Here is a 17,761-nt window from a genome sequence, read left to right as displayed (position 1 = left end):
CAGTGGTTTTTTTATTTTTAAATTAAATCGGTTTAAAACTTAATCCTTGCTCCTGCAGTAATTTTTGTTCCTGCTCTTTATAGTAACCACTTACTAATTTATCATGAATTGCTTCAAATGCAGCCAGAGTTTCATTAATTTCTGCATCCGTATGGGAAGCGGTAGGAATCAATCTTAAAAGAATCATTCCCTTTGGAATGACCGGATACACTACCACAGAGGTGAAGATACCGTAATTCTCTCTTAAGTCTTTTACCAGTAGAGTTGCTTCTACCGGAGTTCCCTGCATCATTACGGGAGTTACACAAGTGTTGGTATCTCCAATGTTGAAGCCTCTTTCTTTAAGTCCGTTCTGTAGTTTATAAACATTCTCCCAAAGTTTAGCTTTGATCTCAGGTTTTGATCTCAACAGCTCCAATCTTTTTAATCCTCCTATTACCATTGGCATCGTAAGAGATTTTGCGAAGATTTGTGATCTAAGGTTGAACTTCAGATATCTGATGATTTCTTTGTCACCCGCAAGGAATGCTCCGAAACCAGCCATTGATTTAGCAAATGTAGAGAAGTATACATCAATCTGATCATTACAGTCCTGTTCTTCACCTACACCGGCACCTGTTTTACCAAGTGTCCCGAAACCATGGGCATCATCTACCAATAATCTGAACTGGTATTTAGATTTAAGATCGCAGATTTCTTTGATTTTCCCCTGCTGGCCTCTCATCCCGAAAACTCCTTCTGTAATAACAAGAATACCTCCTCCTGTTTCTTCAGCTACCTTAGTTGCTCTCTGAAGGTTTTTCTCAAGACTTGCCATATCGTTATGCTTGTAGGTAAATCTTTTCCCGGAATGAAGTCTTACTCCATCCACGATGCAGGCATGAGAATCCATATCATAAACAATTACATCATTTCTGCTCACCAAAGCATCGATGGTAGAAACCATTCCCTGGTAACCGAAATTCAATAAGTATGCTGATTCTTTTTTTACGAAGTCTGCCAATTCTCTTTCCAGCTGAAGGTGCTGATCTGTTTCTCCAGACATCGCTCTTGCTCCCATTGGATAGAACATTCCATATTCTGCAGCCGCTTTAGCATCCGCTTCTATTACTTCAGGATGATTACACAATCCTAAATAGTCATTGGCACTCCAGAAAATTACTTCTCTCCCCTGAAACTGCATTCTAGGGCCGATAGGTCCCTCTAATCTTGGGAAAATAAAATAGCCTTCACCATAATCTGCAAATTGTCCAAGTGGTCCTGGATTTTCTTTTATTCTTTCAAAAATATCCAACATTGTATCGTAATTTTTAAGTAATAAAGCCTTTTTTGTCTGTATACGCAAAAGGCTTTATTTGTATCGTGATTTTATTCGTTTTTATTTGATAAACTCAGTTTTGAAAACTTCGTCATAATTGTGAACACAGTTGTTGACAAATCCCTGTTCGGCCATCCATTGATCACTGTAAACTTTAGTGATGTATCTTGAACCGTGGTCAGGATATATTAAAACAACCATGTCATTTTCTGTAAGCTCATGAGACTGGGCATACTGCATCAATCCCTGTGTTACAGCTCCGGTAGTATAACCTCCCATAATAGCTTCCTTTAAAGCAATTTCACGGGTTCTGTACGCCGACATTTCATCATTTACCCTTACAAATTCATCCACCTTGTCGAAAAGCAGGGCAGCAGGAATCAGGTTTTTACCCATTCCTTCAATCTGATAAGGATGTACATCTTCTTTGTGAATTTCTCCTGTCTCATGATAGCTTTTTAGTATAGAGCCATCTGCATCTACTCCGATAATCTTGATATCAGGGTTTTTCTCTTTCAAAAACTTTGCTGAACCCGATAGCGTACCTCCGGTTCCGGTGCAGGCAAAAAGGTGAGTGATCTTACCTTTCGTCTGTTCCCAGATCTCGGGACCTGTAGTCTGATAGTGCGCATCAATATTCAGCTCGTTAAAATATTGATTGATGTAAATAGAATTAGGAGTTTCCTGGGCGATTCTTTTAGCAACTTCATAGTATGATCTCGGATCATCTGCCGGTACATTGGCTGGGCATATATACACCGTAGCACCCAATGCTTTCAGATAAGCAATTTTCTCAGGTTTTGTTTTATCACTTACTGCAAGAATACACTTATATCCCTTAATGATACATACCATCGCAATAGAAAACCCGGTATTACCGGATGTAGTTTCTACAACTACAGAATCTTCTTTTAAAAGGCCTTTTTTTTCTGCGTTCTCTATAATGTGAAGTGCGATTCGGTCTTTGGTGGAATGTCCAGGATTATATGATTCTAACTTGGCATAAACGGTTGCTGGAATATCTTTTGTAACAGTATTTAGCTTCACCATAGGAGTATGTCCTATTAGGCCAAGAATATTATCGTAAACATTACTCATTATTTGTTATTTTCAATAAAAATCTGACTGCAAAAATACAAAAAAATAAATAATTACTAAACTTTTGTTTGATTTCTAGGGCTTAGTTTTATAAAACTTATTTTCTTATTTGCAGTTTTGACAGGTCTATATTCGCAAATACTACGCCAAAATTTTTAAATTTTGTTAAAACCCGCATAAAATAAGATAAAAGCCTTATTTTCGCATAATTGATTTAATACTATGAAAAATTGGACTTTTAGGCAATGGAACACCGTTTTAGGATGGGTGATTTTCGTCATTGCGTTTTTCACGTACTTGTCCACCATAGAACCCAATTTCAGTTTTTGGGATTGTGGCGAGTACATTTCTTCTGCAGTAAAACTTGAAGTAACGCACGCTCCCGGAGCTGCTTTATTCCAGATAGTGGGTGCCGTGGCAGCCATTTTTGCATTAGGGAAAGGCGAAAATTATTCTATCGTGATCAACGCGATGTCTGCATTGTTCAGTGCGCTGACTATTTTATTTTTGTTCTGGACGATCACTCACTTTGTGAGAAGACTTCTAAACAAAGATTTTGAAGAAATTACAAAACATCAGGAAATCTCTATTTTATTTGCAGGAGCAGTAGGAGCACTTTGCTTTACCTTCTCAGATACCTTCTGGTTCTCTGCAGTAGAAGGAGAGGTTTACTCTATGGCTTCTATGTTTATTGCGCTTTTGGTCTGGTTAATCACCAAATGGGAAAATGAGTACAAAGCGGGAGACAGTGAAAGATGGATTATTCTTATTTTCTTCGTTTTAGGACTTTCTGTAGGGGTGCATATGATGGGTATGCTGGCAATTCCTGCAGTATGTCTGGTATATTATGCAAGAAACTATAAGTTTACCTGGAAAAACTTTATCTGGGCAAACCTCATTACACTGGGAATTTTGATTATTGTTTTCAAAATTATCTTCCCTTTGATTATGACGATGTTCGGAAGACTTGAGATTTTCTTTGTAAATGGCCTTGGACTTCCTTTCCACTCCGGAACAATTGCTGCTTTTGTTTTAATGGTAGCGATCTGCTATTTCTTAATCAAATATGCAAGAAAAGCAAAGAAAAACATCTACCAGACTGCTGCGTTATCTGTGGTTTTCATGATGATCGGATTCTCTTGCTGGATGGTTATTCCTATCAGAGCCAATGCTAATCCACCGATGAACCTTAATGATCCTGATACTGCAATTGGTATGCTGGACTATTATAACAGAGAGCAGTATGGTGACTGGCCAACAATCTATGGACAGAATTATACAGCATTCCTTGATGCTAACGGAATTGAAAAAAATGAAGACGGAAGCTTTAAGACACAAAAAACCGGTGAGATCTATGAAAAAGATGAGAAAACCGGAACATACAGAAAGACAGGAGACCGTTTCAATTACGTTTTCAACAAATCTCAGGTAAGCTTAATGCCGAGAATGTTTAATGAGGATAAAGATGTAATGGCTAACTATATTTCAATGTATGGTGCCCCTGATTTTACATTCAATTATGGAAATGAAGATGTGGCAGACAATCCACAGGCTAAGCAGATTTTTGATGAGCTGAGAGCAAAATACGAAGACAAGTCGATCACCGCTTCAGATTACCTGAAAGTAAAACCTTATAACCTTATCAATGTTCAGAAGCCTTCATTCCTTCAGAATATGGAGTATTTCATTTCTTTCCAGAACGGATATTACTTTGTAAGATATCTGATGTGGAACTACGTAGGAAGACAGAACGATCTTGAAGGAAACATGGAAAGCACAAAAGGAAACTGGATTTCCGGAATTCCTTTCATAGATAATGTAAACGTAGGAAACCAGGATAAGCTGCCTGCTAAATTCAAAAATGAAAGTACGGTAAAATTCTTCTTCCTTCCGTTAATTTTAGGTCTGATTGGGTTCTTTTTCCAGTTAAACAGAGACTTCGGAAGATTCTATGCATTGTTATCTTTATTTATATTAACAAGTGTAGGGATTATTTTCTATACAGGGGTAAAACCTTTTGAGCCAAGAGAAAGAGATTATGCAATGGTAGGCTCATTCTACGCATTCGCGATCTGGATTGGTATGGGAGCAGGAGCAATTCTATGGTTCCTGCAGTCTAAAATAAAATCAAACGGAGCTAACATTGCTCTAGGTGTGGTTTTATTAGGTGTACCTTTCATGATGGGATTCCAGAACTACAATGTTCATGACAGAAGCAACAGATATACCGCTTACGATTATGCATATTCGGTTTTAAAATCATTACCGAAAAACGATATCCTTTTCGTTTACGGAGATAACGATACTTATCCGGTTTGGGCGATCCAGGAAACAGAAAGATTCAGAGATGATGTGAAGGTAGTGAACTTTACCCTTGCTTCAACGCCCTGGAACCTTGATCAGATCAAGAGAAGAACTTACAACGCTATGGGAATCCCTAGCCAATTGACTCACGAAGATTACAGAGATGGTGTAAATGACCAGATCTATATGATGAAGAAAGAAGATTGGGAAGGTGTTTTCTCTATGCTGAAAGAACAGGGAGCACCGGAAACAGAATTCCAGTCTTTCAGAAAGTACCTTACTCAGGATTCTTTAACACTGAAACAGGCTATTGAATTCATTAAGTTCAAGTCTCCTGAAAAAGACGAATTGTTGAAAATGTACTTCGGGGAAGAGAAATTTGAAAAATACAATATCCTTCCGGTAAACAAATTCATTCTTCCTGTCAATAAAGAAAATGCTTTAAAAGCAGGAATCATCAACAAAGAAGATCTTCCGAATGTAGCCAATCAGATTATGATTACTTACAAAGGAAATACATTGTATAAGAACAACCTGATTTTGATGGATCTTTTAGCGAACTTCGACTGGAAACGTCCGATCAACTTCTCATCAGGAGGTATCTATGACAGTGAAAATATTTTCTATCTTAACGATTACCTTCAGTTTGACGGATTCAGTTACAGATTAATTCCTATCCAAACACCTCCGACAGCTGATGGAGATATGGGAAGAGTAGATACGAATTCTCTTTATAATGTAGTGAAAAACTTCAGATGGGGGAACTTCAAAGACTTAAATGCTCATTTTGATGAAACGGCTACTTCCAATATCATCAGCTACAGAATGTCAGCGAGCAGAGCTGCAGCAGCACTTGCGTTGAGCGGACAGAAAGCTAAAGCATTAGAAATTCTGGATCTTGCAGCCAAAGAAATTCCTGCTGAGAAATATAACGACCCTCGTTCATTAAGCTCTATTGTATCAGGATATATCATTGCAGGTCAGGAGCAGAAAGGTCTTCAGATTGCTGAGGTTCTTAAGAAAGGAATCTTTGAAGAATACGATTATTATTTAAGCCTTTCCAAAGCAGATCAAAGCTACCTGAGAAGACAAATGAGAACAAAGCCTATGGAATATTCTCTTGTAGTAGCTGCCGTAACGGATGCTTACACGAAGATCGGGCAGAAAGAAAAAGCATATGCTTATCTTGTAAAATCTATTGAGCCTATTGATAAGAAGTTCAATGTATTTGTCAAAGATCTTCAGGAAATGGGCAAAGAGAAGGCGATGAAAGAGTCTGAAAATGTACAGCAGATCACGCCATTCTATCAGTATTTATTTGATGTCATGGAACCTTATGATTCTACTTATTCAAAAGAAAAAGAAAATCAGATTACTACTGCGATTATCAAAGCAACTAAATAAAATACTTAAAACGGGACTTCGGTCCCGTTTTTTTATTATTGGGATTAAGGCTATATTTGTGAAAGTAAAAATACATAATGGCTGAAACACAAAATAGCAAATTCCCAATCTATGCCGTAATTGTTACGGTTCTTTTTAAATTTCTTTTTTTATTAACACACTATATTCAGGAAGATGCATTTATTACCTGGAGAGTGGCTCAAAATCTACTGGATTACGGAGTAATCGGATTCAACGGAGATGTCAAAATCTCTGCATCTACCACTCATCTTTATGTGTTTGTGTCTTACCTTTTCAATTTTGTTTTTGGAAAAGAAAACTTTATTGAACCTCTTTTGATTTTTAATTCTATAGTATTTACGATAGGAACTTTACTGCTTTCCCATTTGGTTCTTAAAAACCCGTGGCATAAAGCAATCTTTATATTTTTGATCGGTATTTTACCGCCAGCCATTAAAATATCAATTCTCGGAATGGAGTACGGAATCCTGTTTTTCCTCGAGATGGCATTGCTGTATTATGGTTTCCATAAAGGGAAAAAATGGGTATTGACACTTCTTCCGGTATTAATCATGTTTACAAGAATTGATACCGTCATATTCCTGGGAATTGTATTTCTTGTAGATATCTTCTGGAACAGAAAAATCAGATGGAATTATATTTTTGGAGGTATTCTTGGTGTTTTATCCACGGTTGCTTTCAACTGGCTTTACTTTGGTGAGTTGGTTAACAATACCATTACAGCGAAAAAACTACTTTATAGTGAGAATTTTACGATCCAACAGCATATCGGTTACTTTTTTAAGAGTTTCGGAAACTTTTGGGGAATGCTGAAAGTTCCCGGAGATTTCAATCCTATGACTGTTGTGATCTTGATTTTTGAGTTACTTTGCTTTATTTATCTGATCAGACAAAGAGAAAAGAGAAACTACTTTTTATGGATGATCTATCTTTTCGGATGGGTAAAACAGATTATTTTTATTTCTCAGAAAAGCTTGTTCGACTGGTATTATTGGGTACCGCAGCTGCTGCTTTTCGTTCCTGTTCTTATTTTTGTCCTGGAACAAAAGGAGAAGAGAAACCTGTGGTTGTCATTACTTGTTATTTTCTATATTTTCCCAATGCTTATTTTCCAGACTGTTCACTGTATTGCAACAGGAAACGGAGAGTGGAACTACCGCAGAACAATTGGAACCTTTTTAAACCAATATGAAAAAGATAAAAATCAATGGATCTTACTGGAACCGGCGGGTTATGTTCCTTACTTTTCAGGCTTAAAAACAATTGATGAGGTTGGATTGGTTGATAAACAGATTCAGGAAGAGATTAAAAAAGATAAAGTAAACTACTGGATCAATACCGTAAAAACAAGAAAACCGAAATATCTTCTTTCTTATCAAAACCTTTACGAAGGGAACAGTGCAAATTCATTGTATTATCAAACTCATTATAGACTCTTGAAAGAATTCCGTGTGAAAGACCATCTGAAAAGTGATAATAAGATTCTGGAAAAAATTTACAATCTGAAACCTTCCGGAACAGACTATAATTTGTACATTAGGGTTGATTAAAAGATTGAAATATTTAAGTATTTAAAGATTAAAAAATAAGGAGTTCTCATAACTTTTTCACTCTCAAACCCTCAAATTTACAACCTAGTATCTAATCCCTAATCCCTGAAAAAATGAAATACTGTGCTTTTCTCCGTGGTGTCAATGTAAAAGGAACCAATATGAAAATGGCTGATGTCTGCCAGGTTTTTAAAGATGCCGGTATGAAAGACGTGAGCTCAATATTGGCTTCCGGAAATATTGTATTTTCTTCAGATAAAAGTGTGGGAGAGCTAAAGACTGTCCTTGAAAAAGCGATGTCAGAACATTTTTCTTATGAAGCTTTTTTGTTTGTAAAATCTCAGGCAGAGACAGAGGTTTTCTGGAACAGTATTCCTTTTGAGAAGAATGAAAACTTCCATATTTATAGTTTTGTAGGAATTCCGGGTGTGGAAAAAGTTTTGATGGAGGAGTTTCAAAAGTCAGCCCAGACAGAAGGCGAAAAGGCTGAGATTATCAATGATATATTTTATTGGCAGGTCCCGAAAGGAAATACATTGGATTCTACCTTTGGGAAGGTTTTGGGAAAGAAAAGTCTTAAAGATCAGTTGACCAGCAGGAATGTGAATACATTTGAGAAAATTCTGAAGAAATTCTAAATAAATTATTGCGGATGCTGAGCCTCTCGAAGCATCTGTCAATTCATAACCAGAAATTCAATCTTCTTTTGATTACCATATGGCTATCGTCTGATTCCCTTATTTTAAAACAGATAGTATCATTGTCATGCTGAGCCTGTCGAAGCATCTATCAATTAATAACCAAAAATCCAAAAGAGTTAAAAACTATTGCAACCATAGCCTGTTAAAGCAACCAAATAATTTCCAAATCTGAAACTTTCTCAGTATTTTTACTGAACTTTTTAATTACAACAAAATGATTCAGTATTTAGATAATATTTCGCACAAAGATTCAAAAAACTTTTTCCTTATTGCCGGACCTTGTATTATTGAAGGAGAAGATATGGCATTGAGAATTGCTGAAAAAGTAATCAATATCACAGATAAATATAATATTCCTTATATTTTCAAAGGGAGCTTCAAAAAGGCTAACAGAAGCCGTGTAGACTCTTTCACAACCATTGGTGAAGAAAAATCTCTTGAAATCCTTAAAAAGGTGGGAGAGACATTCAATATTCCTACAACAACGGATATTCATGAAAATGAGCATGCAGCGCTGGCAGCACAATATGTAGATGTTCTGCAGATTCCGGCATTCCTTGTTCGTCAGACTGATTTATTAATCGCTGCCGCGAAAACAGGAAAATGTGTTACCCTGAAAAAAGGACAGTTCCTTTCACCGGAAGCAATGAAGTTTGCCGTTCAGAAAGTAACAGATTCTGACAACCAGAAAGTAGCGATTATTGAAAGAGGAAATTCTTTCGGATATACAGACCTTATCGTGGATTACAGAGGAATTCCTACGATGAGAGAATATGCTCCCGTTATTTTAGATGTTACACACTCTTTACAGCAGCCTAACCAGAATTCAGGGGTTACAGGTGGAAGACCAGACCTTATTGAAACTGTTGCTAAAGCAGGAATTGCAGTAGGAGCAGACGGAATTTTCATTGAAACACACCCTACACCGGAAACCGCTTTATCTGATGGTGCCAACATGTTAAGATTAGATTTATTAGAAGATTTGTTACAAAAATTGACAAGAATTAGAGAATCGATTTTGTAATTGTTAAAAAAACATTAATTTTAGAAATTCTAAAACATTTCTTTTGAAAAAACTAGTTTTACCGCTAAGCCTTATGGTCCCGTTTCTGATTTTCTCCCAACAAAGAAAAAAGGATACAGCGACCACTAGAGTAACCGATATAGAGGAAGTTGTCTTCCAGAAAAAAGCAACAGGAAGAACAAACGACCTTACCAATGTGAGAATTTCAGCAAAAGAAGCAAAATCTGTGGCTTCTATCAACGGTGGAATTGAAGGATTGCTTAAGACACTTCCTTCCGTAAACTCCAATACAGAGCTGTCTTCCCAATATATGGTTCGTGGTGGAAACTATGATGAAAACCTTATCTACATCAATGATATTGAGATCTACAGACCTTTCCTGATCAGAAACTCACAACAGGAGGGGATGAGTATCATCAATCCGGATATGGTTTCTGCAGTCAATTTCTCTGCAGGAGGATTTGAAGCCAAGTATGGTGATAAAATGTCTTCTGCTTTAAATATCTATTACCGAGAACCTGAAAAATTTGAAGTTTCAGGAGAGGCCAGTTTAATTGGAGGTAGGCTGACAACAGGCCTAGCTTCAAAAAATAAAAAATTTACAGCCTTATTTTCAGGAAGATACAGAAACACCAATCTTGTTCTTAATACCTTGAAGGAAGATACGGACTTTAACCCGACGTATTGGGATTTCCAGTCTTATCTGAATTATCATGTCAGTGATAAATTCTCCATGTCATTTATCGGATATTATTCCAAAAATGATTACGAGATGATCCCTAAGGCAAAAAGTGTTACTTTCGGAAGTCTTCAGCAGCCTATCACTGTAAATATAGGATATGCGGGTAAAGAAAACGACCAGTATAAAAATATGATGGGGACATTCTCCATGAATTATAAGCCGGCTGACAGATGGAAGCTTACTTTGGATGCTTTTGCCTATCAGAACAGAGAAAGAGAATATTATACCATTCAGTCAGCATATGAACTTCAGACGTTTGATCCGGTAACACAGCAGCCTGTGACCTCTTTCGATGTTGGCGGACAGATAGAGCATGCAAGAAATGATTTATTTGTAAGAACATACGGTACACAGTTCAGAGCCAAATTTTCTCCTAATGTAAACACCGACTTTGAAGTTGGATTTAAATATGAGAAAGAAAACCTGAAAGATCTTACTAATGAATGGAAATTGGTAGATTCCGCAGGATACAGCCTTCCAAGACCGGAAATTATCGATCCGAGAACGGGAACTACCGGTGATCTTAAACTGGCTTATTATATTGCAGGACAGAATAATATTGAACCTACAAGAGTTTCAGCATATGCACAATATTCACAGAAGTTCTACTGGGGAGCCAGTAAAGTATTTGTAAATGCCGGAGTACGTGTTGCGAATTGGAGCTTCAATAAAGAAACGATATTCTCTCCAAGGGCCCAGTTTGCAATAAAACCTGATTGGGACAGCGATATGTTGTTCAAAATTTCAGGAGGAATCTACTATCAGTCGCCTTTCTATAAAGAAATTAAAGATTTGGATGGTAATTTTAACTCCAATATAAAGTCACAGCGCTCTATTCAGGTGATTCTTGCCAATGATTATGAGTTCCAGATGTATGACAGACCATTCAAACTAACTACGGAGCTTTACTACAAGAAAATGGATAATCTGATTCCGTATTACATGGATAATGTGAGGATCCGTTATTCCGGGCAGAATAACTCCAAAGGATATGCGTATGGTATTGATACAAGATTATTTGGAGAATTTGTACCTGGTGTAGATTCATGGTTATCTGCGAGTTATGCCAGAGTGTACGAAAATATTGATGGAAAAGGCGATATTCCAAGACCTACAGATCAGAGATTAAGATTTGCGATGTTCTATCAGGATTATATGCCAAGCTTCCCGTCAATGCGCGTAAACCTTACTTTAGTATATGCTATGGGATTGCCTACAGGTGCTCCTGTACTATTCAACAGTAATGGGCAGCCGGATTTTAATGCGGCATATAATTATCAGCAGACCCTTCCTTCTTATAAAAGAGTAGATTTAGGATTGACAAAAGTATTCATTGATCCAAAAGAAAAAAATAAGAGATCAGGATTCTGGGGTAATTTCGAGGAGCTGACATTAGGCGTTCAGGTTTTCAATGCATTTAATATTAACAATACTGTAGCGAACCAATGGATCACTGATTATAACAGCAATTATATGTATCCTGTTCCGGTACGTCTTACAGGACGTTTCTTCAATGTGAAGTTAGAATTTAAACTATAGAAAATTAAAAGATGAGGTTGATGTTAATCTCTCAAAAAATAAATAAAAGCTTTCGGAAAAATTCGGAAGCTTTTTATTTTACCCGAATTTTGTAACAACATTACCAAATTTTATAACAACGGTCTCAGAGATATTTTTATCTTTGTCCTATCAATGAAAAAGATTCTTGCCATATTGTTTTCTATTTTCTACTTCGGGTTTTCTTCCGGAGCAGCTTTTAGCATTCATTATTGCATGAAGGAATTTGTTTCTGTAAGCCAGAAAACAGATGGTATCTGTGCTAAATGCGGTGTGAAAGACAAAAAAAAATGCTGCAAAACAGAGATCAAAGTAGTAAAAGTAGATGATTCCCAGAAATCAGATCTGCTTAAAATTGACTTTTTAGGCCAGATTTCAGACATTCCTGTGAAACATCAGTTTCCTATTATTGATAAGTCTTTTTCAGCAACCAAGTATACTCAAATCCAGATTAATGGACCACCTGAATACCGGCCGGTCCCAATCTACATCAATCATTGTAATTTTAGAATTTAGAATTCGTCTGTCGTTTTCTGTATCATTACCGTATACAATTACAGGCGACATGTCCTGACGCATATTCCTGATGCGTTACCAATTATTCTTTATTAAAAATTAATTCTAAAATTTAAAACAATGAAAAAATATATCATTACAGCAGCCTTATCTATATTCTCAATCATTTCATTATCAGCACAATCTAAAAAGGATGCTCAGGTTTCTAAGCTGTATCAGAACTATATCGCAATCAAATCAGCGCTAGCTTCAGATGATGCTGACAAAACTTCAAAAGCCGCAACAGAATTCATTAAAACAGCTTCAGCTATTGACTATAAAATGGTTTCGGAAGGAAATCTTAATGTTCTTAGAAAAGATGCTTCTGTTATTTCCGAAGCAAGAAATGTTACCGCTCAAAGAGAAACCTTTTTCAATCTTTCAGACAATATGATCGCTTTAACCAAAGAGTTCAAACTTTCTGAAAATCCAGTCTATGTACAATATTGCCCAATGGCAGATGGCAGTTGGCTGAGCGATGAAAAACAGATTGCCAACCCATACTACGGGAAGTCTATGCTTTCATGCGGAAGCGTAAAGTCAGAGATTAAATAATTAGTCTATTATTCTTTAAAATAACAAGTTGTATAGCTTAAGTTATAATTAACTTTAAGTTGTACAACTTCTAAAAACTTTGAAATATTATGAAAAAACTGATAATGTTTCTGGTGCTGTTATTCTCTGTTTTTACTTTCGCACAAAATACAAAAACGTATTATACCTGTCCGATGCACGCTGAAGTGGTGTCCTCAAAACCTGGAGACTGCCCGAAATGCGGAATGACTCTGGTTAAAAAGACAGTCGTTGTAAAACCGAAAGCGAAACCTGTAGTTAAAACAGAAACGAAGGCAAAACCTGCAGAAACAAAAATAAATAAGGCAAATAAAGCAAAGGAAATAACTAAAATTGAGAAAGCAAAAGTAATAAAGCCTTCTGTTCAGCCAGAAAAAAAAGTTATATCAACAGTTAAAGCTCAAACTACTTATACATGCCCGATGCATCCTGAAGTAGTTTCGGATAAACCGGGAAAATGTCCTAAATGCGGGATGGACCTGATAGAGAAAGAAGATCATTCTCATGTACAGGCTGAAAATCCAAAGGAAGAAAAATCTGTTTTAAAACGTAACTCCGAAAACGGAAGAATTACTTTCGGTGGAAAAACGGTTCGTTATGATCTATATGTAAAAGACACCATTGTCAATTTCACCGGAAAAAACAGGAGAGCAATTGCGATCAACGGGAAACTTCAGGCTCCGACTTTATATTTTACGGAAGGAGATACAGCAGAAATTTACCTGCACAATATGCTTAAGGAAAATACAGGATTGCACTGGCACGGAGTAATTCTTCCCAACGAACATGACGGAGTCCCATATCTTACTACAAAACCCGTAACGCCTGGAGAAACCCATTTATACAAATTCAGAGTTTCCCAAAACGGAACGTATTGGTATCATTCCCACGAAGCACTTCAGGAGCAGATAGGAATGAATGGGATTTTGGTTTTCAAGAAAAGAGAAGGTGAGCCGAAAACAGAATACAATGCTGAGATTCCGGTATTGCTGGGAGATTGGAGCGATGATGATCCGATGCAGATTGCAAGAAGACTTCATATGGCCAATACAGACTGGTATGCTGTAAAGAAAAATGCAGTACAGAGTTACTGGGAAGCCATCAAATCCGGAAATTTAGGGACAAAAGCATTGAATGAATGGAAAAGGATGGAGGCGATGGATGTAAGTGATGTCTATTATGATAAATTCCTGATCAATGGAACTCCAAGTTCAGATTATTCCAATCTAAAACCTGGAGATAAAGTAAGATTAAGAGTGGCCAACGGAGGTTCATCTACCTATTTCTGGCTGAATTACGGAGGCGGAAAGATAAAAGTAGTCGGAAATGATGGAAATGATGTAGTTCCGACAGAAGTTGACCGTTTGATTGTTGGGGTTTCAGAAACCTATGATATTGAAGTCACGATTCCGGAGAATAAAAGTTTTGAATTCAGAGCGACTTCAGAAGACAGAATAGGACACGCTTCCCTTTGGCTGGGTTCAGGTGAGAAGGTAGAAGCTCCCAATCTTCCAAGGCTGATGCTTTTTGAAGGAATGAAAATGATGAACGGCATGATGGAAATGAGCGGAAATATGAAGCCTATGACCATGACGATGGGAAATCAGATGATGGATATGAACGAAGTAATGTACCCGGAATTATCTGAAAATCAAAGAAAAACTACAGCAAAACACATCAATGAGATGATGGGAGTGAAGACGAAAGAAGATAAAAAGGAGGATCATTCTCAACACTCAGGAATGGATATGGGAGAAGAGAAAACTATTAAAAGATTGTCTTACAATATTTTAAAATCTCCTGAAAAAACAATTCTTCCTACAGACAGCATCCGTGAAATGAAGTTTACGCTGGAAGGGAATATGAACCATTATCTATGGACGCTGGATAATAAAACCGTAACGGAAACAGATAAAATCCTGATAAAAAAAGGAGAAGTTCTTAGAATTAAAATGTATAATAATTCTATGATGCGCCACCCGATGCACCTTCACGGTCATGATTTCAGATTAATCAATTCAAAAGGGGAATATTCTCCATTGAAAAACGTGGTAGATATCATGCCAATGGAAACCGTAACGATAGAATTTGCTGCGAATCAGGATGGTGACTGGTTTTTCCATTGTCATATTTTATACCATATGATGGCGGGAATGGGAAGAATCTTCAGTTATGAAAACTCTAAACCCAATCCACAGCTTCCGAACAGAAAACTAGCCTGGAAGAACTTTATACAGGATAATAAAATGACCAGTTCTATGGCGATGCTGGATGTAGCAAGCAATAAGATCCATGCAGAAACGATGACGATGTTCGGACCGAGATGGGCTAACCTGAATGAGTTTCATTCTAACTGGAATTTTGATCATTTTGAAGGAAGTGCAAAAGTAGGACGGTTTTTAGGAAAATTCCAGTGGGCGCTTCCCTATGTAGGAGTAAGAGTTCAAAAAAATCATGAGATCATGGAAAGACAGATGGCAGAGGATATGGGTATGGATTTTCATGGGAAAAAGACCTGGTTCGGACAGCAGAAAGCTTCCAAAAACAAATTTGCATTCATGGTAGGTATGCAGTATGTACTTCCCATGTTGATTACAGCTGATGCAAGTGTAGACCAGAACGGAAAAGTACTGTTAGAACTGAGCCGTGAGGATATTCCACTTTCAAGAAGACTGAGAGGAAACTTCAGCGTCAATTCTGATGGTGAATTCTCAACAGGAATGAGGTATATTCTTCAAAAATGGTTATCCGTTTCCGGAAACTATGATAATGAAATGGGCTGGGGTGCAGGTGTTACTTTGACGTATTAATTTTTTTAACCATATTATTTAAGAAACAATGAAAAATATAATAACCGTACTGTTTGTGGGAGCTACATTATACTCTTGTAATAAACCCGACAGTAAAATATCTGAGAAGAAAGCAGAACCGGAAATTAAAACGACGGGTAAAACTGAACCTGCAGAAATCTCAAATCAGGAGGTAAAAGAAAGCCCGGAAGAAAGTAAAAAAGAAACCGGCGAGCTTTCAGCTTTTCCGATTCAGCAAATTATCAAAGGTTACCTTCCTCTAAAAAATGCCCTGGCTCAGGATGATTCTAAAAAAGCTTCCGATGCAGCTAAAAGTCTGTTTTCTATATTAAAGAAAATAGATATCAGTAAAACCGATGCAAAAAGCAATTCTGAATTGCGTGATATTGTAGAAAGTGCAGCAGAAAATGCAGAACATATCGGTGGAAAATCTGATGATATAGCTCATCAGAGAGAACATCTGCTATCTCTGAGTAATGATATTAATGATTTAATAAAAGAAAAGGGAACTGGCGGATTAAAATTATACCAGGACTTCTGTCCAATGTACAATAATGGAAAAGGCGGAACCTGGATCAGTGAATCGGAAGAGATTGTCAATCCATATGAAGGACAGAAAATGATTAACTGCGGATCTGTAAAGAAAGTATTTTAAAATAGTAAAAAGAGATGAACCGACACATGAAAAACATATTGCTAGGGTTTGTTCTAATTTTTTTACTTATTCAGATTATTCAGCCTGTCCGTAATATTGATTACGGGCAGGTTCCTTCTACAGATATCTCAAAGGTTTACAAACTTCCTGAGAATGTGCAGTCTGTTCTTAGAAATTCCTGCTATGACTGTCACAGCAATTCTACTCATTATCCATTTTATTCTTATATACAGCCCTTAAGTTATTATCTTGAAAAGCATATTAAAAACGGCAAAGAAGAATTGAATTTTAATGAATGGGGGAGTTACAGCCATCGTAAACAGACTAATAAATTAGAATCTATTGTGAATCAAATACAGCAGAAAAAAATGCCGCTTACTTCTTATACTTATCTTCATCCGGAAGCGAAACTTTCCGAAAAACAGCTAGAAGAAATAGTTCACTGGATAAGGCTGGCGCAGGCTGAAAAGGAAAAATAAGAACTTAAAAACAAAAGCCATCTCGTGAAAATGAGATGGCTTTATTTATCAGAGTTGCTTTTTAAATTTAAGTACATTAGTATTTTAATCTTACAGATTGATTCTTTATTTACTCTAATTCAATAGGGTTATAAGGAAGAGGATTAGATTTTATTGGCATTTGGCTACCATCACCATTATAAGCTTTACCATGAAAAAATCCAGGATTATCATAATATGATTGCTGAATCATTCTAAATTTATCTCTGCTTACTTTGAAGATGCTTTTATCATTACGTAAATAAATATCAGTAGGTTTTTGATCGACTGCAATTGCTTCAAAATGGAAATATTTTTTATTATCTTCAATTTCAAGTATTAAACCAGGCAATCCACCAAAAACATAAGGCCCATTACTAATAGGTATTTTATCTGTATACCAAACCGTATAATCTCTACCTCTATATCGTGTTGTTGCCTTTTTACACTCATAATTAAGGATTTTTTTTCTCTCTTCACTCATAGTCCAAGTAAAAAAAGGTATTTTTTCATCATATTGATACTTATTTTTGGCTTTATCCTGTATAATTAAACTATCTGTTAATTTATTTTTAAAAATAATATTTGACCATATTTCTCGAACTTTAAGTAGTTGGTTAATTTCTTTTCCTCCAATTCTTTCCTGATGACTAAATTTTTCAGATATTGAATCCTGTTGAACACCCTTAATGTCACTAAATTTAGAATAGCTATTTCCTATTTGTAAGATACAAAGTGCTTCCTTCTTGCTTTCAGCAGCATTGATATTATCAGAAAACTTGACCTGATAATAAATATTCAGATTACTTTTTTCATAGATTTTCACTTGGTATTTAGGGGCTTGAAGTGTAAAATTATCAGGGAATCTAGTATCCTGCCCTTTAATAAAGCTGAAAAATGTAACTGATAGTACAACTATAAATTTCATTCTATTTGTTTTTTGTTAAAATGT

13 protein-coding genes are annotated in these 17,761 nt (G+C 36.4%); 10 read left to right on the top strand and 3 right to left on the bottom strand.

The features are described from left to right. Positions 1-22: 22 nt before the first annotated feature. Positions 23-1,294 (bottom strand): pyridoxal phosphate-dependent aminotransferase family protein, encoded by a 1,272-nt coding sequence (locus tag LC457_RS15770; protein WP_223600989.1) that lies wholly within the window; start codon positions 1,292-1,294, stop codon positions 23-25. A gap of 84 nt (positions 1,295-1,378) precedes the next feature. Beyond that, complete coding sequence (locus LC457_RS15765; protein WP_223600744.1) at positions 1,379-2,416, bottom strand: PLP-dependent cysteine synthase family protein; 1,038 nt, start codon at positions 2,414-2,416, stop codon at positions 1,379-1,381. Between the two features lie 222 nt (positions 2,417-2,638). Here LC457_RS15765 and LC457_RS15760 point away from each other — a divergent pair, with 222 nt between their 5' ends. From LC457_RS15760 to LC457_RS15715, 10 genes are all read left to right on the top strand, one after another. Beyond that, positions 2,639-6,124, top strand: coding sequence for a DUF2723 domain-containing protein (locus LC457_RS15760; RefSeq protein ID WP_223600743.1), 3,486 nt, complete (start codon positions 2,639-2,641; stop codon positions 6,122-6,124). A gap of 77 nt (positions 6,125-6,201) precedes the next feature. Beyond that, positions 6,202-7,695 carry a hypothetical protein gene (locus tag LC457_RS15755; protein ID WP_223600742.1) on the top strand — a complete coding sequence of 498 codons (1,494 nt, stop codon included), beginning with the start codon at positions 6,202-6,204 and terminating at the stop codon, positions 7,693-7,695. Between the two features lie 113 nt (positions 7,696-7,808). Continuing rightward, on the top strand, positions 7,809-8,333 hold the full coding sequence (locus LC457_RS15750) for a DUF1697 domain-containing protein (protein ID WP_223600741.1): 525 nt from the start codon (positions 7,809-7,811) through the stop codon (positions 8,331-8,333). Between the two features lie 277 nt (positions 8,334-8,610). After that, a complete protein-coding gene (kdsA, locus tag LC457_RS15745) occupies positions 8,611-9,420 on the top strand; it encodes a 3-deoxy-8-phosphooctulonate synthase (RefSeq protein ID WP_047385197.1) in 810 nt (269 codons plus the stop codon). 43 nt (positions 9,421-9,463) lie between these two features. After that, positions 9,464-11,701 (top strand): TonB-dependent siderophore receptor, encoded by a 2,238-nt coding sequence (locus tag LC457_RS15740; protein ID WP_223600740.1) that lies wholly within the window; start codon positions 9,464-9,466, stop codon positions 11,699-11,701. 153 nt (positions 11,702-11,854) lie between these two features. After that, a complete protein-coding gene (locus LC457_RS15735) occupies positions 11,855-12,235 on the top strand; it encodes a hypothetical protein (protein WP_223600739.1) in 381 nt (126 codons plus the stop codon). Between the two features lie 120 nt (positions 12,236-12,355). Further along, complete coding sequence (locus tag LC457_RS15730; protein WP_223600738.1) at positions 12,356-12,829, top strand: DUF3347 domain-containing protein; 474 nt, start codon at positions 12,356-12,358, stop codon at positions 12,827-12,829. 89 nt (positions 12,830-12,918) lie between these two features. After that, on the top strand, positions 12,919-15,657 hold the full coding sequence (locus LC457_RS15725) for a multicopper oxidase domain-containing protein (RefSeq protein ID WP_223600737.1): 2,739 nt from the start codon (positions 12,919-12,921) through the stop codon (positions 15,655-15,657). A gap of 28 nt (positions 15,658-15,685) precedes the next feature. Then, complete coding sequence (locus tag LC457_RS15720) at positions 15,686-16,312, top strand: DUF3347 domain-containing protein (RefSeq protein WP_223600736.1); 627 nt, start codon at positions 15,686-15,688, stop codon at positions 16,310-16,312. Between the two features lie 26 nt (positions 16,313-16,338). Further along, positions 16,339-16,791, top strand: coding sequence for a heme-binding domain-containing protein (locus LC457_RS15715; protein WP_223600735.1), 453 nt, complete (start codon positions 16,339-16,341; stop codon positions 16,789-16,791). Positions 16,792-16,900: 109 nt separating this feature from the next. On the opposite strand, the gene LC457_RS15710 is transcribed toward LC457_RS15715, so the two are convergent. Continuing rightward, positions 16,901-17,737: a GLPGLI family protein gene (locus LC457_RS15710; protein WP_223600734.1), complete on the bottom strand. Its 837-nt coding sequence runs from the start codon at positions 17,735-17,737 to the stop codon at positions 16,901-16,903. Positions 17,738-17,761 lie beyond the last annotated feature (24 nt).

This window comes from Chryseobacterium sp. GVT01B, from assembly GCF_019970045.1.
Lineage (GTDB): Bacteria > Bacteroidota > Bacteroidia > Flavobacteriales > Weeksellaceae > Chryseobacterium.
This window is presented reverse-complemented; position numbering and strand designations above follow the sequence as displayed.